The organism is Streptomyces sp. NPDC056580 (assembly GCF_042793175.1).
Lineage (GTDB): Bacteria > Actinomycetota > Actinomycetes > Streptomycetales > Streptomycetaceae > Streptomyces.
On sequence record NZ_JBHTVE010000030.1, the window covers coordinates 1 to 18992 of the forward strand.

Annotated in this window: 21 protein-coding genes; 4 read left to right on the forward strand and 17 right to left on the reverse strand. The window is 72.8% G+C overall.

The features are described 5' to 3' along the window. Positions 1-120: 120 nt before the first annotated feature. The 3 genes from ACFQ9Z_RS37480 to ACFQ9Z_RS37490 form a co-directional block, all read right to left on the reverse strand. Positions 121-336 (reverse strand): I78 family peptidase inhibitor, encoded by a 216-nt coding sequence (locus ACFQ9Z_RS37480; protein ID WP_383030804.1) that lies wholly within the window; start codon positions 334-336, stop codon positions 121-123. A 296-nt stretch (positions 337-632) separates the two neighbouring features. Then, a complete protein-coding gene (locus ACFQ9Z_RS37485) occupies positions 633-1634 on the reverse strand; it encodes a helix-turn-helix transcriptional regulator (RefSeq protein ID WP_383030807.1) in 1002 nt (333 codons plus the stop codon). Between the two features lie 73 nt (positions 1635-1707). Beyond that, complete coding sequence (locus ACFQ9Z_RS37490; protein ID WP_383030809.1) at positions 1708-2358, reverse strand: transglycosylase family protein; 651 nt, start codon at positions 2356-2358, stop codon at positions 1708-1710. A gap of 538 nt (positions 2359-2896) precedes the next feature. Here ACFQ9Z_RS37490 and ACFQ9Z_RS37495 point away from each other — a divergent pair. Both ACFQ9Z_RS37495 and ACFQ9Z_RS37500 read left to right on the forward strand, forming a co-directional pair. Beyond that, positions 2897-3682 carry a hypothetical protein gene (locus tag ACFQ9Z_RS37495; RefSeq protein WP_383030812.1) on the forward strand — a complete coding sequence of 262 codons (786 nt, stop codon included), beginning with the start codon at positions 2897-2899 and terminating at the stop codon, positions 3680-3682. Positions 3683-3759: 77 nt separating this feature from the next. Then, positions 3760-4149: a hypothetical protein gene (locus tag ACFQ9Z_RS37500; RefSeq protein ID WP_383030815.1), complete on the forward strand. Its 390-nt coding sequence runs from the start codon at positions 3760-3762 to the stop codon at positions 4147-4149. Between the two features lie 67 nt (positions 4150-4216). On the opposite strand, the gene der is transcribed toward ACFQ9Z_RS37500, so the two are convergent. The 5 genes from der to aroH all read right to left on the reverse strand — a co-directional run bounded on the left by der (position 4217) and on the right by aroH (position 8653). Beyond that, complete coding sequence (gene der / locus ACFQ9Z_RS37505; RefSeq protein ID WP_383030818.1) at positions 4217-5695, reverse strand: ribosome biogenesis GTPase Der; 1479 nt, start codon at positions 5693-5695, stop codon at positions 4217-4219. 76 nt (positions 5696-5771) lie between these two features. After that, positions 5772-6359 (reverse strand): lysophospholipid acyltransferase family protein, encoded by a 588-nt coding sequence (locus ACFQ9Z_RS37510; RefSeq protein ID WP_383030889.1) that lies wholly within the window; start codon positions 6357-6359, stop codon positions 5772-5774. A 53-nt stretch (positions 6360-6412) separates the two neighbouring features. After that, a complete protein-coding gene (cmk, locus tag ACFQ9Z_RS37515) occupies positions 6413-7105 on the reverse strand; it encodes a (d)CMP kinase (protein ID WP_383030820.1) in 693 nt (230 codons plus the stop codon). A gap of 103 nt (positions 7106-7208) precedes the next feature. After that, entirely contained in the window at positions 7209-8294 is a 1086-nt protein-coding gene (locus ACFQ9Z_RS37520) for a prephenate dehydrogenase (protein ID WP_383030823.1), read from the reverse strand. Next, positions 8291-8653, reverse strand: a complete 363-nt coding sequence (aroH, locus tag ACFQ9Z_RS37525; protein WP_360670301.1) for a chorismate mutase — start codon at positions 8651-8653, stop codon at positions 8291-8293. Before aroH ends, ACFQ9Z_RS37520 begins: the two co-directional genes overlap by 4 nt. Positions 8654-8866: 213 nt before the next feature. Here aroH and ACFQ9Z_RS37530 point away from each other — a divergent pair, with 213 nt between their 5' ends. Both ACFQ9Z_RS37530 and ACFQ9Z_RS37535 read left to right on the forward strand, forming a co-directional pair. Continuing rightward, a complete protein-coding gene (locus ACFQ9Z_RS37530) occupies positions 8867-9262 on the forward strand; it encodes a Rieske (2Fe-2S) protein (protein ID WP_383030826.1) in 396 nt (131 codons plus the stop codon). 22 nt (positions 9263-9284) lie between these two features. After that, positions 9285-10028 (forward strand): DNA polymerase beta superfamily protein, encoded by a 744-nt coding sequence (locus tag ACFQ9Z_RS37535; protein WP_383030828.1) that lies wholly within the window; start codon positions 9285-9287, stop codon positions 10026-10028. On the opposite strand, the gene ACFQ9Z_RS37540 is transcribed toward ACFQ9Z_RS37535, so the two are convergent. The 9 genes from ACFQ9Z_RS37540 to ald all read right to left on the reverse strand — a co-directional run bounded on the left by ACFQ9Z_RS37540 (position 9954) and on the right by ald (position 18987). Beyond that, positions 9954-10703, reverse strand: coding sequence for a DNA polymerase beta superfamily protein (locus tag ACFQ9Z_RS37540; protein ID WP_383030831.1), 750 nt, complete (start codon positions 10701-10703; stop codon positions 9954-9956). The genes ACFQ9Z_RS37535 and ACFQ9Z_RS37540 overlap by 75 nt on opposite strands. Positions 10704-10707: 4 nt before the next feature. After that, positions 10708-11730: an ADP-ribosylglycohydrolase family protein gene (locus ACFQ9Z_RS37545; protein ID WP_383030834.1), complete on the reverse strand. Its 1023-nt coding sequence runs from the start codon at positions 11728-11730 to the stop codon at positions 10708-10710. Then, the gene (locus ACFQ9Z_RS37550; RefSeq protein ID WP_383030836.1) at positions 11727-12455 is read right to left on the reverse strand and encodes an NUDIX domain-containing protein; all 729 of its coding nucleotides are present in this window, start codon (positions 12453-12455) and stop codon (positions 11727-11729) included. The genes ACFQ9Z_RS37545 and ACFQ9Z_RS37550 overlap by 4 nt, the downstream gene beginning before the upstream one ends. A gap of 54 nt (positions 12456-12509) precedes the next feature. Beyond that, positions 12510-13571: a pseudouridine synthase gene (locus ACFQ9Z_RS37555; RefSeq protein WP_383030838.1), complete on the reverse strand. Its 1062-nt coding sequence runs from the start codon at positions 13569-13571 to the stop codon at positions 12510-12512. Positions 13572-13584: 13 nt separating this feature from the next. Further along, positions 13585-14247, reverse strand: a complete 663-nt coding sequence (scpB, locus tag ACFQ9Z_RS37560; RefSeq protein WP_383030892.1) for an SMC-Scp complex subunit ScpB — start codon at positions 14245-14247, stop codon at positions 13585-13587. A gap of 77 nt (positions 14248-14324) precedes the next feature. Beyond that, positions 14325-15284 (reverse strand): segregation and condensation protein A, encoded by a 960-nt coding sequence (locus tag ACFQ9Z_RS37565; RefSeq protein WP_383030841.1) that lies wholly within the window; start codon positions 15282-15284, stop codon positions 14325-14327. Between the two features lie 479 nt (positions 15285-15763). Continuing rightward, entirely contained in the window at positions 15764-16327 is a 564-nt protein-coding gene (locus ACFQ9Z_RS37570; RefSeq protein WP_383030844.1) for a hypothetical protein, read from the reverse strand. After that, entirely contained in the window at positions 16312-17448 is a 1137-nt protein-coding gene (locus ACFQ9Z_RS37575) for a ParA family protein (RefSeq protein ID WP_358934856.1), read from the reverse strand. The genes ACFQ9Z_RS37570 and ACFQ9Z_RS37575 overlap by 16 nt, the downstream gene beginning before the upstream one ends. Positions 17449-17862: 414 nt before the next feature. Beyond that, on the reverse strand, positions 17863-18987 hold the full coding sequence (gene ald / locus ACFQ9Z_RS37580; RefSeq protein WP_383030849.1) for an alanine dehydrogenase: 1125 nt from the start codon (positions 18985-18987) through the stop codon (positions 17863-17865). Positions 18988-18992 lie beyond the last annotated feature (5 nt).

The window sequence follows — 18992 nt, forward strand, 5'->3', positions numbered from 1 at the left end:
AGCTTGCGGGGCCCTTGCTCCTTGCGGCTCTTCCGGATCTCGAAGTCCATCGCATCCCCTGAACTGGGGTGTTGCGACGACCACTAGAACGGAAGAAGGGAAGCGGGGCCTTCGGCGTGCTCAGCCCTTCCAGGCGCGGGTCACCCGGCCGTCCCGCACCTCGAAGTTGAGCCGGCCCACCCGGTACTCCATGGTGATGATCGCGCCCGGCGGCAGCGACCGTACCGCCGACCATCCGCGCTGCCGGGCGAGCCGCTCGGCGTCCGGCGCTTCGAGGCCGACGTACCCGTCCGGACTGTCCTGGGGCTCCGCTGGCGGAGTGGGAATCGGTGCCATGCGGCCACGCTAGGCCGCATCGGGCGGCGACGGAAGCCGCGGCGGCGGCCCGCTCCGGCCCCTCTCCTGTCACGCTTCTGTCACAGGTTCCGGGCGCCGCTCTTTCTTGAACTCCTTCACACGATCGGGGGTTTCCGACTCGTTCGCCGGGGTATTCGAACACAATTTCCGCGCGTCGGAGGACCCCGCCGAATTGGCCGGCGGAAACGCGCCGCGGCACCCGTCGGGCCGGGTCCGCGGCGCGTTTCCGCGCCGAATCCGCCGCGGCGCCGGGTGGGCCGACACCACAGGGAATTTCAGGGATTCGGCGGGTCACCGGCGTGCGTCCGCGCCGACCGGGCCAGGACGCCGTCGAGCCGGTCGCGGATCCTCCTGACCGACTCGGTCAGCTCGACGGGCTCCAGGATCTCGAACGGGAAGCCGGTCATCATGATGTGAATCACCATCACGTCCAGGCTTGGCGCGCCGCTGCGCAGGACGCAGGCGTCGGGGCCGTCGGCCTCCAGCGTCCCGGCGGACGGCGAGATCCGCTCGGCGGCCTCGTGCAGCGGTACCAGCAGCCGGACCGCGGACCGCTCGGCGTACGCGCGCGTGGAGACGCCTTCGGACACATACCCGGCCAGGTCGACGGCGGGCGGTTCGCGCGGGGTGAAGCGGGGGCCGTGCGGCGGCCTGGGGGTGATGCGGTCGACGCGGAAGGTACGCCAGTCCGACCGGTCCACGTCCCAGGCGACCAGGTACCAGCGGCGCTCGGTGCACACCAGCCGGTGCGGTTCCACGGTGCGCCGGCTCGCGGCGCCGTCGTGCGTGCGGTACTCGAAGCGCAGCCGCTCGGCGTCCCGGCACAGGTGGGCGATCTCGGTGAGCAGCGCCGGGTCGACCGGGGAGGCCGGCGGACCGCCGCGCAGCATCGGCACGGTGAAGGCGTTGAGCGCGCCCACCCGGCGGCGCAGCCGGCCTGGCAGCACCTGCTCCAGCTTGGCGAGGGCGCGCACGGAGGTCTCGCCGATGCCCTCGATGCCCTGCCCGGCGACGGTGCGCAGGCCGACGGCCACGGCGACGGCCTCGTCGTCGTCCAGCAGCAGCGGGGGCAGTTCGGCGCCCGCGCCGAGCTGGTAGCCGCCGCCGGTGCCGGGGCTGGCGTTGACCGGGTAGCCCAGCTCGCGCAGCCGGTCGACGTCCCGGCGGACCGTGCGCGGGGTGACGCCGAGCCGGTCGGCGAGTTCGGCGCCGGACCACTCGCGGTGGGACTGGAGCAGCGAGAGCAGGCGCAGCAGCCGTGCCGAGGTCTCCAACATGGGGCCGAGTCTGCCGGACGATGCGGACAGCCGCTGTCCTCGACGGGACAGCGGCTGCGCGTGCGCGGGCGGCTCAGAGTGCCAGGCGCCGGCCGGGCACGATCAGGTTCGGGTCGTCGCCGATGACGTTCCGGTTGGCGGCGTAGATCCGCTGCCAGGTGGTGCCGTGCCGGGCGGCGATGGCGCTCAGGGTGTCGCCCTCGCGGACGGTGTAGCCGCCGCGGGCCGCGTGGCCTTCGGTGCGGGCCGCCGTGCGCTCGGGTTTCGGCGCGGGCGCGGACTTCGTCGTCGCGCCGCTCGCGGTGCCGGCGGCCGGAGCGGCCGCGGGCGCGGTTCCGGAGGCGCCGGCCCGGCCCGAGCAGACCGGCCAGGCGCCCCAGCCCTGGGCCTGCTGGACCTTGGTGGCGACGGCGATCTGCGCGCCCCGGGAGGCCTGGTCGGCCGTCGGGGCGTAGGCGGCGCCGCCGTACGCGCGCCAGGTGCCGGCGGAGAACTGGAGCCCGCCGTAGTAGCCGTTGCCGGTGTTGATGTGCCAGTTGCCGCCGCTCTCGCACTGGGCGATGCGGTCCCACACCCCGTTGTCGGCCGCGGCCGCGTTGCCGGTGGCGGCCAGGAGGCCCAGCGGGGCCAGCAGCGCGGCTCCGGCCAGGGCGGCCGTCGCACGGCCCTTGCGGGCGCCTTCGGGACGGGCGGTGTTGCGGGTGGTATCGGCACACTCGGACATGTGATTCCCTCTCCACGAACCCGGGCTCCCCCGGGCGGAGCGCGCCTCCCCGCGCAGGACCGCGGTTCCTCGCGCCCGCCCCGTCCGCCGCGGCCGGTGCGGCGTTGGTGCTCTGCCTGGCCGGCCGGCGGACGTACCCGAGCGGTGCTCGTTGCACACGGCGGAGGAATGTAGAGAGAACGGGCGGACGGTTTCAACCAACTCGCCGTCCTTCCAGGCCAGTTCGCCGTTACCTCGGGTATCGGCGATTTTCGGCCAGCCCATTCATACGTTGATTTCACGATTTTTCGGCCACCCGCTCGGCCGATCTGTGACCCACTTCACCCGTTCAAGTTCCTTGACGCGGCGCGCACTTGACGGTGAGTGTCCGGTTCCGCACCGGCCGTGACCCTGCGCGGTGGATGGTTCGATTCCGTTGTCCCGGGGGCGTGACCCCCACCACAGGACGCCCGTTGTCTTCTTCATGAGCCCGGAACCCCGGGGCTCATCGGCCGGGAGCCACCCGGCCGACCCAGCACCGCATCCCGAGGGAGCCACCGTGCCGCGCATGCTCGACGTCAGTGACGCAGTACGCGCCGAGATCGGCGACGAAGAAGCCGACCGGCTGCTCGCCGGAGACAACGCCCCGGGCAGTTACGACTGCACCTCCTGCCGCACCCCGGGCGACTCCGAGCAGGAGCGCACCAGCACCGTTCTGTTCGTCGGCGACGAGACGGCCGTCCTCGCCTTCGCCCACGCCGGCTGCCTGCCCTCGCAGGTCGTCCAGGTCACCGAGGAGCAGTTGCAGGGCGCCGTCCGGTCCATCGGGGGCCGTCCGGCCGTGGACGGCGAGCCGCAGCGGTCCGTGCCGGAGCAGGCCGTGCTCGGTGTGACCAGCGGACTGGTCCTGATCGAGGGCGAGTTGCACCCCGCCCTCGTCGTCGAACCGACGGCGCCCATCGTGCGCCCCGGCTCCTACGGCTCCGGCGACGACTTCCTGCCGCTGCTCATCGAGCAGGGCTTCATGCCGGTGATGGAGCTGACGTCGGTCCCGCCGGTGCTGCACGGCTGGTCGGTGCTGCTGGCGATGGGCCAGCTGCACGCGGTGCTCCAGCCGGGCGTGGGCGGCGGTCAGCCGGTCGCCTGGTGGCAGGCGCACCAGCCGCTGCAGGTGACGGACAGCTGGCGGGCCGCCGCCAACAAGCACCAGCAGGTGCTGATGTTCGCGGCGCCGGTGGGCTCCATCGGCCGGCAGCCCCGGGAGGACCTGCTGCGCGACTCCCTCGACCGGGCCGCGGCGAGCGGCAAGCTGGTGGCGGCCGCGCTGCCGCTCGCCGGCACCTGAGAGGCGTTCCCGCGGGCCGGGAGCACGCCCGAGTCGTCCGACCGCATCCCTTCGGGGTTCCGGTCGTTTGGACATACGTGCACGCATATGACACCCCTCCTCCCCGCCGGCCCGCCTTCGCCTCCGTCCCGTCCGCCCGGTCGGGGGAGAGTCCGGTCGCCTCATCGGCCACGCCGATCTACGACTCGCTCTACGCGGAGTGGGTCAAGGCCTTCCGCACGCTGCCGGGTGACCGCAGTGGTGAGGAGGAGCTGGGGTTCACCGCCTTCGGCACCACCCCGCACAGCACCGGCTCGTACCGCATGACCTCCTACAGCGCCTACAGCGCGGGGGCGTACAGCGCACGGCAGAGCGGCGGCCAGCAGCAGCCGCAGTGGCAGCGGGTCGGCACGCTGGGCCGGCAGCAGGACACCGGGATGCACCACGTCCCGGCGGGGCTGCCGCCCGCCCCGCGGCGCGGCGCCTGAGGCATGACGAAGGGCGGCCCCCGTTCCCACGGGAGGGCCGCCCTTCGTCATGCCGCGAGGGGGCAGGTCACTTCTTCTTGCCGCGCTTCTCGCGCACCCGCACGGAGATGTGCAGCGGAGTGCCCTCGAAGCCGAACTCCTCGCGCAGCCTGCGCTCGATGAAGCGCCGGTAGCCCGCCTCGATGAAGCCCGAGGCGAACAGGACGAACCGCGGCGGCTTGGTGCCGGCCTGGGTGCCGAACAGGATGCGCGGCTGCTTGCCGCCCCGCACCGGGTGCGGGTGGGCCGAGACCAGCTCGCCGAGGAAGGCGTTCAGCCGGCCGGTGGGCACCCGGGTCTCCCAGCCGGCGAGGGCGGTCTCGATCGCCGGGACGAGCTTCTCCATGTGCCGGCCGGTACGGGCCGAGACGTTGACCCGGGGCGCCCAGGCGACCTGGCCCAGCTCGGTCTCGATCTCCCGCTCCAGGTAGTAGCGGCGCTCCTCGTCCAGGGTGTCCCACTTGTTGAAGGCCAGGACGACCGCGCGGCCCGCCTCCACCGCCATGGTGACGATGCGCTGGTCCTGGACCGAGATGTTCTCCGAGGCGTCGATCAGGATGACGGCCACCTCCGCCTTCTCGACGGCGGCCGCGGTGCGCAGCGAGGCGTAGTAGTCGGCGCCCTGCTGGAGGTGGACACGCTTGCGGATGCCCGCGGTGTCGACGAACTTCCAGGTCACCCCGCCCAGCTCGATGAGCTCGTCGACCGGGTCGCGGGTGGTGCCGGCCAGCTCGTTGACGACGACGCGCTCCTCGCCCGCCACCTTGTTCAGCAGGGAGGACTTGCCGACGTTCGGGCGGCCGATGAGGGCGATGCGGCGCGGGCCGCCGACCACGGCGCCGAAGGTCTGCTCGGGCGCCTCGGGCAGTGCCTCGAGGACGGCGTCCAGCATGTCGCCGGTGCCGCGCCCGTGCAGGGCCGAGACGGGGTGCGGCTCACCGAGGCCCAGGGACCAGAGGTAGGTGGCGTCGGCCTCGCCGCTCGGGCCGTCGACCTTGTTGGCGGCCAGCACGACGGGCTTGCCGGCCTTGCGCAGCAGCCGTACGACCGCCTCGTCGGTGTCGGTGGCGCCGACCTTGGCGTCCACGACGAAGACGACCGCGTCGGCGGCCTCGATCGCGTACTCGGCCTGCGCGGCCACGGAGGCGTCGATGCCGAGGACGTCCTGCTCCCAGCCGCCGGTGTCGACGACCTTGAAGCGGCGCCCCGCCCACTCGGCCTCGTAGGTCACGCGGTCGCGGGTGACGCCGGGCTTGTCCTCGACCACGGCCTCACGGCGGCCGATGATCCGGTTCACCAGGGTCGACTTGCCGACATTGGGACGGCCGACGACGGCGAGCACGGGCAGCGGGCCGTGGCCCGCCGCCTCGATGGCGCCCTCGACGTCCTCGATGTCGAAGCCCTCTTCCGCGGCGAGCTCCATGAACTCCGCGTACTCGGCGTCGCCGAGAGCCCCGTGGTCGTACTCGTGCTCAGCCGAGTCGCCGGGCTGGGTCTGGTCGTTCATGAAGTCCGTACCTCGTCGTTCATCGTGGTGATCGGTGGAGCGGCCCTGGTGGGCTGATCCACTACTCAAGTGTCGCTCAGCGCCCGGTGAGGCGCCTTGCGTTTTCCAGGTGGCTGGTGAGCTGCTTCTGGATGCGCTCGGTGGCCTCGTCCAGCGCCCTGCGCGTACGCCGCCCGGACCCGTCGCCCGCGTCGAACGGGTCGCCGAAGACGACGTCGACGCGGGAGCGCAGCGGTGGCAGTTGCTTTATCAACCTGCCGGGCCGCCCGGAACTTCCCAGGACGGCCACGGGCACGATCGGCGCACCGCTGCGCACGGCGAAGTAGGCCAGCCCGGCCCGCAGCGAGGCGAAGTCGCCCTCGCCCCGGGTGCCCTCCGGGAAGATGCCCAGCACTCCCCCGGCCTCCAGCACGCCGAGGGCCCGGGTGATGGCGGCGCGGTCGGCGGCGGTGCGGTCCACCTTGAGCTGGCCGATGCCGGTCAGGAAGGGGTTCAGCGGGCCGACGAACGCCTCCTTCTTGATCAGGAAGTGCGTCGGCCGGGGCGAGACGCCCATGACCATCGGGCCGTCGATGTTGTGCGAGTGGTTCACGGCGAGGATCGCCGGGCCGCTCGCGGGCAGCTTCCAGGCGCCGAGCACACGCGGCCGCCACAGCCCGTGCATCAGGCCGACGCCGATGCGCCGCCCGACCTCGGCGCCCCGCTCCGACGGAAGGCTCACTTCCCGGCCCGCTTCTCCTCGACCAGGGTGACGACGCACTCGATGACCTGGGTGAGGGTGAGCTCGGTGGTGTCCACCTCGACAGCGTCGGCCGCCTTGGCGAGCGGGGAGGTCTTGCGGCTGGAGTCGGCCGCGTCCCGCTTGATCAGGGCCTCGCGGGTGGCGTGGACGTCGGCGCCCTTCAGCTCGCCGCTGCGGCGGGCCGCGCGGGCCTCAGGGGAGGCGGTGAGGAAGATCTTCAGGTCCGCGTCCGGCAGCACGGTGGTGCCGATGTCCCGGCCCTCGACCACGATGCCGTGCTCGGCGCCGGCCGCCAGCGAGCGCTGCAGCTCGGTGATCCGGGTGCGCACCTCGGGCACCGCGCTGACCGCGCTGACCTTGGAGGTGACCTCCTGCGTGCGGATCGGGGCGGCGACGTCGACGCCGTCGACCGTGATGGCCGGGGCGGACGGGTCGGTGCCGGAGACGATCTCCGGCTTGCCCGCGACGGCGGCGATGGCGGTCGGGTCCTCCAGGTCGATGCCGTTGGTCACCATCCACCAGGTGATGGCCCGGTACTGGGCGCCGGTGTCGAGGTAGCTCAGGCCGAGCTTGGCGGCCACGGCCTTCGACGTGCTCGACTTGCCCGTGCCGGAGGGGCCGTCGATCGCGACGACGACGGGCTTGGCGGTCGGGGCGCCGTTTTCCACGGGTGACACCTTCCTGGTGCGGTGCGGGGGCGGGGGGCCGGAGCGCGAGGGCGCCCCGCACAAGGTTACTGGGTTCGGGTGACCCCGGCGGACGCCCGCCCGCCTACTGCCGCAGCGCCCAGCCCCGCTCCCGCAGCGCCTCCTTCAGCATCGGCGCAGCGTTGGGCTCGACCATGAGCTGGACGAGACCGGCCTGCTGCCCCGTCGCGTGCTCGATCCGGACGTCCTCGACGTTGACCCCGGCCCGGCCCGCGTCCGCGAAGATGCGGGCGAGCTGGCCGGGCTGGTCGTCGATGAGGACGACGACGGTCTCGTACCGGCGCGGCGCGCTGCCGTGCTTGCCGGGTACCCGCACCTGGCCCGCGTTGCCGCGGCGCAGCACATCCTCGATGCCCGTGCCGCCCTCGCGGCGCTTCTCCTCGTCGGAGGACTGCAGGGCGCGCAGGGCGCGGACGGTCTCCTCCAGGTCGGCGGAGACGTCGGCGAGCAGGTCGGCGACCGGGCCGGGGTTGGCGGAGAGGATGTCGATCCACATCCCGGGGTCGGACGCGGCGATCCGGGTGACGTCCCGGATGCCCTGCCCGCACAGCCGCACGGCCGCCTCCTCGGCGTGCTGCAGGCGGGCCGCGACCAGGCTGGAGACCAGGTGGGGCATGTGGGAGACGAGGGCGACGGCCCGGTCGTGGGCGTCGGCGTCCATCACGACCGGCACCGCCCGGCAGTGCGAGACCAGCTCCAGCGCGAGGTTGAGGACCTCGGTGTCGGTGTCGCGGGTCGGGGTGAGCACCCAGGGGCGGCCCTCGAAGAGGTCCGCGGTGGCCGCCAGCGGGCCCGACTTCTCCCGGCCCGACATGGGGTGGGTGCCGATGTAGGCGGACAGGTCGAGGCCCCGCCCCTCCAGCTCGCGGCGCGGGCCGCCCTTGACGCTGGCCACGTCGACGTAGCCGCGGGCGGCGCCGCGGGTCATGGCGTCCGCGAGGACGCCGGCCACGTGTGCGGGCGGTGCGGCCACGACGGCGAGGTCCACCGGGCCGTCCGGGGCCTGGTCGGTGCCCGCGCCCAGCGCGGCCGCCGTGCGGGCCTGCTCGGGGTCGTGGTCGGCGAGGTGGACGACGACGCCCCGCTGGGTCAGGGCGAGCGCGGCGGAGGTGCCGATGAGCCCGGTGCCGATGACGAGTGCGGTTCTCACTGGGCGATGTCCTTGCGCAGGGCGGCGGCGGCGCCGAGGTAGACGTGGGCGATCCGGGCGCGGGGCAGGTCCGACTCTATGTGCGCGAGCACGCGGACGACCCGTGGCATGGCGCCCTCGACGTCCAGTTCCTGCGCGCAGATCAGGGGGACGTCGACGATCCCGAGCTTGCGGGCGGCGGCGGCCGGGAAGTCGCTGTGCAGGTCGGGGGTGGCCGTGAACCAGATGCTGATCAGGTCGTCAGCGGTGAGCCGGTTGCGCTCGAGGACCTCGGTGAGCAGCGCTCCGACCTGCTCGTCCATGTGACCGGCCTCGTCCCGCTCCAGTTGGACGGCCCCCCGGACCGCTCGTACCGCCACGGCGCTGCTCCTCGCTGACGTGCGTTTTCGTTGCTGGCCCTCCAGCCTAGTCAGGGCCGGGCCGCCGGGCGCGCGGCGCCCGCCCGCTGAGACGCGGGGCCGACCCGGTGACGGGCGTGTCCGCCCTCCCGCCTCCTCCCTCGACGGGGGCGGCTTTGGTGCGAAGATGTCGAAAATGTTGCTTTTCCTCCATCCGATGTGCGGAGTGACGACATGACCTACAGCACGACGCGGCGCACGGTTCTCGCGACGGGCGCGGCGGCGCTCGCCACCGGCTGCGGGGGCGGCGGCGGTTCGGCGGGATCCTCCCCGTCGCCCAGCGGCCGGGCGCTGGCGAGCACGAGCGACATCCCGGAGGGCGGCGGCAGAATCTTCGCGGAGCAGAAGGTCGTGGTCACCCAGCCGTCGAAGGGCGACTTCAAGGCCTTCTCGGCGATCTGCACACACGAGGGCTGCACGGTGAGCAAGGTGGCCGACGGCACCATCGACTGCCCCTGCCACGGCAGCAGGTTCGGCATCACCGACGGCTCGGTGGTGCACGGCCCGGCGACCCGGCCGCTGCCCGCCGAGACCATCAAGGTGGAGGGAAATTCGATCCGCCTGGCGTGAGCGGCCCGCGTACGCTCCGGGAATGCAGCCCGAGGACCTGGTACGCGACCACACGATCTACGCCTGCGTCATGGGTTCGCGGGCCTTCGGTCTGGCCACCGAGGCCAGCGACACCGACCGGCGGGGTGTCTTCCTCGCTCCCACTCCCCTGTACTGGCACTTCGACAAGCCGCCGGCGCACGTGGAGGGGCCGGGCGAGGAACGCTTCTCCTGGGAGCTGGAGCGGTTCTGCGAGCTGGCGCTGCGCGGCAACCCCAACATCCTGGAGTGCCTGCACTCCCCGCTGGTGGAACACGTGGACGACACCGGCCGCGAACTGCTCGCCCTGCGCGGCGCCTTCCTGTCCCGGCGGGTGTACGACACCTTCACCGGCTACGCCCTGGGCCAGCGCAGGAAGCTCGACGCCGGCATCCGCACGACGGGCGCCCCGCGCTGGAAGCACGCCATGCACCTGCTGCGTCTGCTGACGAGCGCCCGGGACCTGCTGCGCACCGGGGAGCTGCGGATCGGCGCCGGGGACGAGCGGGAGCCGCTGCTGGCGGTGAAGCGGGGCGAGGTCCCCTGGCCTGAGGTCGAGGCGCGCATGGCCCGGCTGGCGGCGGAGACCGAGCGGGCCCTGCGCGGCACCCCGCTGCCGCCGGAGCCGGACCACGCGCGCGTGGCCGGCTTCCTGTTCCGGGCGCGCCGCGCCTCAGCCCGCCAGGCGGACGCGTACGACGAAGTCGTGCAGGGCGTCGTGCGCGCTGGGCGCGTCGGGCAGGGCTGAGGCGGCCTGCGCCTCGTCGAGCACCGCGTGCAGCCGCTCCACGTCGGCCTCCACGCGCGCGTGGTCGACGTCGGCGGTGCCGTGCTCGCGCTCGGCCTTGGCCGCGATCAGCTCGGGCAGGTAGGCGGGCGCGTCGACCTGCTCCAGCAGGGTGGGCAGGTGGGCCTGCACCTCGCCGCTGCGCATCAGGTGGATGCCGGTGAGCAGTACGCGGAACGTGTAGAGCAGCGGCTTGAGTTCGCCGGTCTTGTCGAACAGCCGCCACTGGGTCACCGCGAACCCGCGGTAGTGGTGGGCGTGGTGGCCGGTGAGGACGCCCGGCGCGAGCGCGGCCAGTTCCCGGTGCGCCTCGGAGGTGTGCGCCACCAGGGGCGACAGGAGCTGCTCCAGCACATAGCCGTTGCGCCGGAGCATCAGCCGGGCGAACTTGCGCACGTCGTGGGTGACGAGGTCCATCTCGACACCGAACCGCACCCACGTCCGCGACCGCGTCTCCTCCGGCTCGCGCAGCCCGACCAGGTCCGCCGCGGGCAGCAGGTGGGCGCCGCGCAGGTCCAGGTCGGAGTCCTGGGAGGGGAACCCGTACAGGTGGGCTCCGGAGACGGTCGTGAACAGCAGGGGGTGGGGCTGTTCGGCGATCACGGGCGTCAGGTCCATGTCGAGGTCGTCGATCATGGGCCTAAGCGTCCCAGAGCGCTCCCAGTGCCGACAGATCGCCCCGGTACTCGATCCGGCCGGCCCAGTCGGCGGGCCAGGCTTCCGCGCCCAGCCAGGCGCCCGCGAAGGCCCCGGTGAGGCAGGCGATCGAGTCCGAGTCGCCCGAGGAGCAGGCGGCCCTGCGCAGCGCGGTGACGGGCCGGTCCGGGAAGAGCAGGAAGCACAGCAGCCCGGTGGCGAGGGCCTCCTCGGCGATCCAGCCCTCACCGGTGGCCAGGCAGGGGTCGGTCTCCGGGGAGGCGGTGCGCACCGCCTCCTGGAGCCGCCCGAGCACGTCCAGGCACTCGTCCCAGCCGCGCGCGATGAACTGTTCGGGGGTGCGGTCCTCGGAGCGGGTCCACAGGTCGCCGAGCCAGGTGTGGTGGTAGCGGGTGCGGTTGTCGTAGGCGTAGCTGCGGAGCCGTCCGACGAGTCCGGCCGGGTCGGTGCCGCGGGCGAGCAGGTGCACGGCGTGGGCGGTCAGGTCGGAGGCGGCCAGGGCGGTGGGGTGTCCGTGGGTGAGCGCGGACTGCAACTGGGCAGCGCCGGCGCGCTGTTCGCCGGTCAGGCCGGGGACGAGTCCGACGGGGGCGACGCGCATGTTGGCGCCGCAGCCCTTGGAGCCGGCCTGGCTGGCGTCCTGCCAGGCGCGGCCCTCCTCCTTCAGCAGGCCGCAGGCGGTCAGGCAGGTGTTGCCCGGGGCGCGGTCGTTGTCCGGCGACTGGTACCAGGCCACGAACTCCTCGCGCAGCGTCCGCTCCAGCCGCCGCGGCGCCGGCTCCCCGTGTTCCAGGGCCGCCTGGAGCCCGCGGCCGACGGCGAGGGTCATCTGGGTGTCGTCGGAGACGCGGGCGCGCCGTGACAGCTCCATCTCCCGCCAGGGCCCGAACACCGAGAGGATGAGCGGCACGGTCTTGAACTCGGTCGGGAAGCCGAGGGCGTCCCCGAGGGCGAGGCCCACGAGGGAGCCGGTGGCGGCGCGTTTTCCCGGTCGGGTGGTGGTCATGCGGGGCTTCCTTCCCGGGACGGCCGGAGCAGGGGCGGGTGCAGGACGGTGGCGGGGCCGGCGCGGTAGAGAGCGGCGGGCTTGCCGCGGCCCCCGGTGAGCCGGGCGGCGCCGGGGACGGGTTGGACGAAGCCGGGGGTGGCGAGCACCTTGCGGCGGAAGTTGGGCCGGTCGAGGGCGGTGCCCCACACCGTCTCGTAGACTTGCTGCAGCTCACCGAGGGTGAACTCGGGCGGGCAGAAGGCGGTGGCGGCGCGGGTGTTCTCCAGCCGGTCGCCGACGCGTTCGTGGGCGTCGGCGAGGATGCGGTCGTGGTCGAAGGCGAGCGGCCCCACCGAGCGGTACGGCAGCCAGCGGGCCTGGGCCGCGTCGCCGCCGCCGCGGGGTTCGGGAGGTTCGGGCAGCAGCGCGGTGAACGCCACGGAGACGACCCGCATCCGGGGGTCGCGGTCCGGCTCGCTGTAGGTGCGCAGCTGTTCCAGGTCCAGCCCGGAGACGTCCACCAGGCCGGTCTCCTCGGCGAGTTCGCGCCGGGCCGCCGTCTCCGCCGACTCGTCCGGCAGCAGGAAGCCGCCGGGCAGCGCCCAGTGACCTGCGTACGGCTCCTGCCCGCGCTGGACCAGCAGCACGTGCAGGGCGCCCTCGCGGACGGTCAGGACGGCGAGGTCGACGGTGACGGCGAAAGGCTCGTAGGCGTGCTTGTCGTAGCCCTGCAGCACGGACACCCCCTTTTATAGTCACTGCGACTATAAAAGGGGGTGTCCGGGAGCACAACCTCTTTAGAGGTCGACCTCCTTCATCAGCATGCCGACCTCGGTGTTGGACAGGCGGCGCAGCCAGCCCGACTTCTGGTCGCCCAGGGTGATCGGACCGAAGGAGGTGCGCACCAGCTTCTCGACCGGGAAGCCGGCCTCGGCGAGCATGCGGCGCACGATGTGCTTGCGGCCCTCGTGCAGGGTCACCTCGACCAGGTAGTTCTTGCCGGTCTGCTCGACCACCCGGAAGTGGTCCGCGCGCGCGTAGCCGTCCTCGAGCTGGATGCCGTCCTTCAGGCGCTTGCCCAGGTCGCGCGGGATGGGCCCGACGATGGCGGCGAGGTACGTCTTCTTCACGCCGTACTTCGGGTGGGTCAGCCGGTGCGCCAGCTCGCCGTGGTTGGTGAGCAGGATGACGCCCTCGGTCTCGGTGTCGAGCCGGCCGACGTGGAAGAGCCGGGTCTCGCGGTTGGTGACGTAGTCACCGAGGCACTGGCGGCCCTCCGGGTCCTCCATGGTGGACACGACACCGGCGGGCTTGTTCAGCGAGAAGAACTGGTAGGACTGCGTGGCGACGGTGAGGCCGTCGACCTTGACCTCGTCCTTCTCGGGGTCCACCCGGCGGCCCTGCTCCAGCACGATCTCGCCGTTGATCTCGACCCGGGCCTGCTCGATCAGCTCCTCGCAGGCGCGGCGGGAGCCGTAGCCCGCGCGCGCGAGCACCTTCTGCAGCCGCTCGCCCTCCTGCTCGGCGCCGGGGAAGGTCTTGGGCAGCTTGACGTCCTTCTCGCCCGCGTACCGCTCCCGGTTGCGCTCCTCGACCCGCGTCTCGTACTCGCGCGACCGCGCGGGGGCGCTACGGCCGCCCTGCTGGGGCCTCTTCGGGCCGCCCTTGGCGCCGCCACGGGCGGCACCGCCGCGCCCGGACTTGGGGCCGTCCTGGGAGGCGCCGGGGCCCACGTCGTAGCGGCGCTCCTCGGGGCGGGGCTTGCGGGGACGGTCCTGCCCCTGCTTCTGGTCCCTGTCGTTGCCGGCACCGCGGTAGTTACCGCGCCCGCCGCTCTTGCCGCTGCCGCTGCTTCGCATCAAGGTTTCCGTCTTAGTCGTCTGCGTCCTGACCGCCGGGCGCGTCGGGCGCGTCCGGGTCGAACGACGGGACTCCCTCCTGGGTCTCGGCCTCGATCGCCTCCGCCTCCGGGAGGAAGGGCGCGAGCTCCGGAAGCTCGTCCAGGCCGCGCAGGCCCATCCGCTCCAGGAAGTAGTTCGTCGTCCTGTACAGGATCGCACCTGTTTCGGGTTCCGTGCCCGCCTCCTCGACCAGACCGCGCTGCAGGAGGGTGCGCATCACGCCGTCGCAGTTCACTCCGCGTACCGCGGAGACGCGGCTGCGGCTGACCGGCTGGCGGTAGGCGACGACCGCGAGGGTCTCAAGCGCGGCCTGGGTGAGGCGGGCCGTCTGGCCGTCCAGGACCAGACGCTCGACGGCGGGGGCGTACTCGGCGCGGGTGTAGAAGCGCCAGCCGCCGGCGACGAACCGCAGCTCGAAGCCGCGGCCCTGCACGGTGTAGTCGTCGGCCAGCTCGCGCAGCGCGTCCGCGATCCGCCGCCTGGGCCGCTCGAGGATGCGTGCCAGGTGCTCCTCGGTCGCGGGTTCGTCCACGACCATCAGGACCGCTTCGAGGGCGGGCTTGAGGTCGAGCCCGGCGACCGTGCCCGGTCCGGCGGGCACGCCGCCGGTCGCTCCGGCGGTTCCGGCGGGCAGGCCGGTGACCGCGGCGGATGCCTCTGGGCGGTCCGCGGGCGCCTCTGGCCGGTCCGCGGGCGCTCCGGTGGTCTCGCTCACGCCTTCTTCTCCTCCTTGGGCTCCTCGGGCGGCCGGTCGAACTCGTCGGTGACCATCGGCGCCGCGTCCCCGTCCCCGCCGGTCCAGCGCACCAGCAGCTCCCCCAGTGCGGCCTCCTGCTCCAGGGCGACGGCCTTCTCCCGGTACAGCTCCAGCAGCGCCAGGAAGCGGGCCACGACGGTCAGGGTGTCGTCGGTGTCCTCGACCAGCGCCCGGAAGCTGGCCTCGCCCAGTTCCCTGAGCCGCGCCACCACGATCCCCGCCTGCTCCTGCACGCTGACCAGCGGGGCGTGGATGTGGTCGACGTAGACCTGCGGCTTGGCCTTCGGCTGCATCGCCTTGACGGCGAGCCTGGCGAACCCTTCGGGTCCGATGCTGATGACGACCTCGGGCAGCAGCTCGGCGTACTGGGGTTCCAGGCCGACGGTACGGGGGTGGCGGCGGGCCTCCTCGTCCAGGCGCCCGTTGAAGATGTCGGCGATCTGTTTGTACGCGCGGTACTGCAGCAGCCGTGCGAACAGCAGGTCCCGGGCCTCCAGCAGCGCGAGGTCTGCCTCGTCCTCGACCTCGGCGGCGGGCAGCAGCCGCGCCGCCTTGAGGTCGAGCAGCGTGGCGGCGACGACCAGGAACTCCGTGGTCTGGTCGAGGTCCCAGTCGGGGCCCATGGCCCGGATGTGCGCCATGAACTCGTCGGTGACCTTGGACAGCGCGACCTCGGTGACGTCCAGCTTGTGCCTGGAGATGAGCTGGAGCAGCAGGTCGAACGGCCCCTCGAAGTTGGCGAGCCGCACCTTGAAGACACCGCCGGCGGCGGCCTCGGAGCCATCACCGGCCGCGGCATCGGCACCGGCACCGCCCTCAGCCGACGACCCGGCCCCGGCGAACGACTCCGGCGCGTCTGCTGTGACAGTCCCGGTCCCGGCCGGCGCCTCGACAGCGGCTCCCGCCGACGACACGGCCCCAGTGCCCGGCCCGATCCCGGCAGGCGGTTCCAGCACGCCTCCCGCTGCCGCCGCTGCCCCTGCCGCCGCCTCGGCACCGGTCTGCCCGGGCGGTTCGGGTGCGGGCTCGGTCGTCGGTTCCCGGGCGGGCGGCGAGGCTTCGCTGGGAGTCGCCGGCCCGGGTTCGGTGCTCGTGGGCGGCTGGGCTTCGTCCCGGGCGGCCGCCCATGGGCCGTGCTCGGTGCCGGGCGCCCGCGGCTCGGGCGGGGCGGCCCCCTCCGCGGCCGGCGGGCCCGGCTCGGTCCGCGCCCGGGTGGCGGGAGCCGTTCGCGGGGGCGCGGTGTGCGGCGCTGCGGGGGCCTCGGGGGGCTGTGGGCGGGAGGTGCCGGGTCCACGGCCCAGCGCACGCCTGCGGCCGGCACCGGGGCCGGAGGCGGGGGCGTCGTTCGGGGTCATGGCCGTCGCAGGCTATCGTCTGGCGCCCGCGTGGCCGACTACCGACCCCGCAGCCGCCGTACCAGGATGCTCGCGTCCCCGCGGGACTCCAGGTCGGCCAGGACCACCGCGACCGCCTCGCGGACGATGCGGCCGCGGTCCACGGCGAGGCCGTGCTCGCCCCTGAGGACCAGCCTCGCGTGTTCGAGGTCCATCAGTTCCTCGGCGGACACGTACACCGTGATCTTCTCGTCGTGCCGCTCCCGCCCGCTGGGCCGCCGGTTCGCCGCCCGGCCGCGCTTGCGCGGCTGGGCGGCCGCGGCAGCCGCGGCGGCGGCCGAACCCTCCGGCGGCGGCTGGCGCCGGGAGGGCCGGGTGCGGGACTCGCCGGCCTCGGCCGGGTCCGCGTCGGCCGCGACGTGCTCCGCGCCCTCCCCGTCACCACCCTGTACTGGCACCGACGGCGGGGCGTCCTCCGCGGCCGCCTCGTCGCTCTCCCCCGCGGGAGCCGGCACCCGGGCCTCGCCGTTGGCCCCGCGCCGGGGCGTGGACGGCTGGAGTGCCATCCCCCCTGTCGTTCGGAACAGTTCGTCGGCCCCGGGCAGACTCACTCGGCGTGACACCGGGCGAGCACCTCCCTGGCGAGCTGGCGGTAGGCGGCGGCGCCGACGGAGTTGGAGGCGTACGTGGTGATCGGCTCACCGGCGACCGTGGTCTCCGGGAAGCGGACCGTGCGGCCGATGACCGTGTGGTACACGTGGTCGTCGAACGCCTCGACCACGCGCGCCAGCACCTCACGGCTGTGCACGGTGCGCGAGTCGTACATCGTGGCGAGGATGCCGTCGAGCTCCAGGTCGGGGTTGAGCCGCTCCTGGACCTTCTCGATGGTCTCGGTCAGCAGGGCCACACCGCGCAGCGCGAAGAACTCGCACTCCAGCGGAACGATCACCTTGTGGGCGGCCGTCAGCGCGTTGACCGTGAGCAGGCCGAGCGAGGGCTGGCAGTCGATCACGATGTAGTCGTAGTCGTCCATCAGCGGCTTGAGCGCCCGCTGCAGGGTCGACTCGCGCGCGACCTCCGAGACCAGCTGCACCTCGGCGGCGGACAGGTCGATGTTGGAGGGCAGCAGGTCCATGTTGGGGACCGCCGTCTTCAGCAGGACCTCGTCCGCCGACATGCCCCGCTCCATGAGCAGGTTGTAGACGGTGAGGTCGAGCTCCATGGGGTTGACGCCGAGACCCACCGACAGCGCGCCCTGCGGGTCGAAGTCCACGAGCAGCACGCGCCGGCCGTACTCCGCGAGCGCGGCGCCCAGGTTGATGGTCGACGTGGTCTTGCCGACGCCGCCCTTCTGGTTGCACATCGCGATGATCTTCGCGGGGCCGTGGTCGGTCAGCGGGCCCGGGATCGGGAAGTACGGCAGCGGGCGCCCGGTCGGGCCGATGCGCTCACGGCGCTGACGGGCCGCGTCGGGCGCGAGCGTGGCCGCGTACTCGGGATCGGGCTCGTACTCGGCGTCGGGGTCGTAGAAGTGCCCCTCGGGCAGTTCGTCGTAGTCGGCGAGTTGGTTGTGGGGCGCGCCACTTCCGTCGCCGGCCATGGCGTTCACGTGATGGCCATCCATGCTCTGGTGTGCTGTCCGGACCGTCTGCGGACCCGGAGTCTGATGGGCTGCGAAGGTGCGCACAGCTACGGAGCCGACAGCCTCGAATCCCGCGGAACCGGCCTGGCCCCGTACCGGCATTCCTGGTTGACCACCCCCGGGAGTAAATGTCGACTCATTCACAAGTCGTCTTACCTCCTTGGTGACCAGGAAACTTCTAGACAAGGTCAGCGTGGCACCATGCCGACGGTTGGCGACTCTATGGCGTGTCGGCGGTCCGCAGCAACACAATCCGCCGGACCCGGCAGGATGTGTCGGCAATGAAACATCCCTCTGTCAAGGGCGTACGGGCGTCGCACGGCAGGTTTCACCGGTGTGCGAATCGGTCGAAGGGTTACGTTCGAGGCGAGTTGACCGCAAGCGGCAAAGTGACCATACACACATCCGGCCGGACCTTGACGGGCAAGGTCCGGCCGGGCGTTCGGTGTTGACGGGGCGTGTTGACGAATCGTCTTTCGCCCGTTGGCGACTTGGCGACACGCCAGGCCGCGTGGGTCAGCCGAGCACGGACTCCAGCTCCACGTGCTCCAGGCCGAGCGCCTCGGCGACCTCCTTGTAAACCACCTTGCCGTCGTGGGTGTTGAGGCCCTTGGCGAGCGCGGCGTCGCGGCGCAGCGCCTCCACCCAGCCGTTGTTGGCGAGCGAGACGATGTACGGCAGCGTGGCGTTGGTGAGGGCGTTGGTGGAGGTGTTCGGCACCGCGCCGGGCATGTTGGCGACGCAGTAGAAGACCGAGTTGTGGACGCGGAAGGTCGGCTCGGCGTGCGTGGTGGGACGGGAGTCCTCGAAGCAGCCGCCCTGGTCGATCGCGATGTCGACAAGGACACTTCCGGGCTTCATGCGCGACACCAGCTCGTTGGTGACGAGCTTCGGGGCCTTGGCGCCCGGGATGAGCACCGCGCCGATGACGAGGTCGGCGTCCAGGACGGCCTTCTCCAGCTCGTAGGAGTTGGACATGATGGCCTTGACCTTGGTGCCGAAGACCTTGTCGGCCTCGCGCAGCTTGTTGATGTCGCGGTCGAGCAGGGTCACGTCGAAGCCCATGCCGACGGCGACCTGGGTGGCGTTCCAGCCGGAGACGCCACCGCCGATGACGACGGCCTTGGCCGGGGTCACGCCCGGCACGCCGCCCGGCAGCACACCGCGGCCGCCGGCCGGGCGCATCAGGTGGTAGGCGCCGACCTGCGGGGCCAGCCGGCCCGCGACCTCGGACATCGGGGCGAGCAGCGGCAGCGCGCGGTTCGGCAGCTCGACGGTCTCGTAGGCGATGGCCGTGGTGCCGGACTCGATGAGCGCGTCCGTGCACTCCTTGGAGGCGGCCAGGTGCAGGTAGGTGAAGAGGATCTGGTCCTTGCGGAGGCGGTGGTACTCCTCGGCGACCGGCTCCTTGACCTTGAGCAGCAGATCGGCGGCGGCCCACACCTCGTCGGCGGTGCCGAGGATCGAGGCCCCCGCGGAGACGTACTCCTCGTCCGTGATCGAGGAGCCGAGACCGGCGCCCCGCTCGACGACGACCTGGTGGCCGTTGCGCACCAGCTCGTGCACACCGGCGGGGGTGATGGCCACCCGGAACTCGTTGTTCTTGACCTCGCGGGGGATGCCGACCTTCACGTCGATCACGGTCC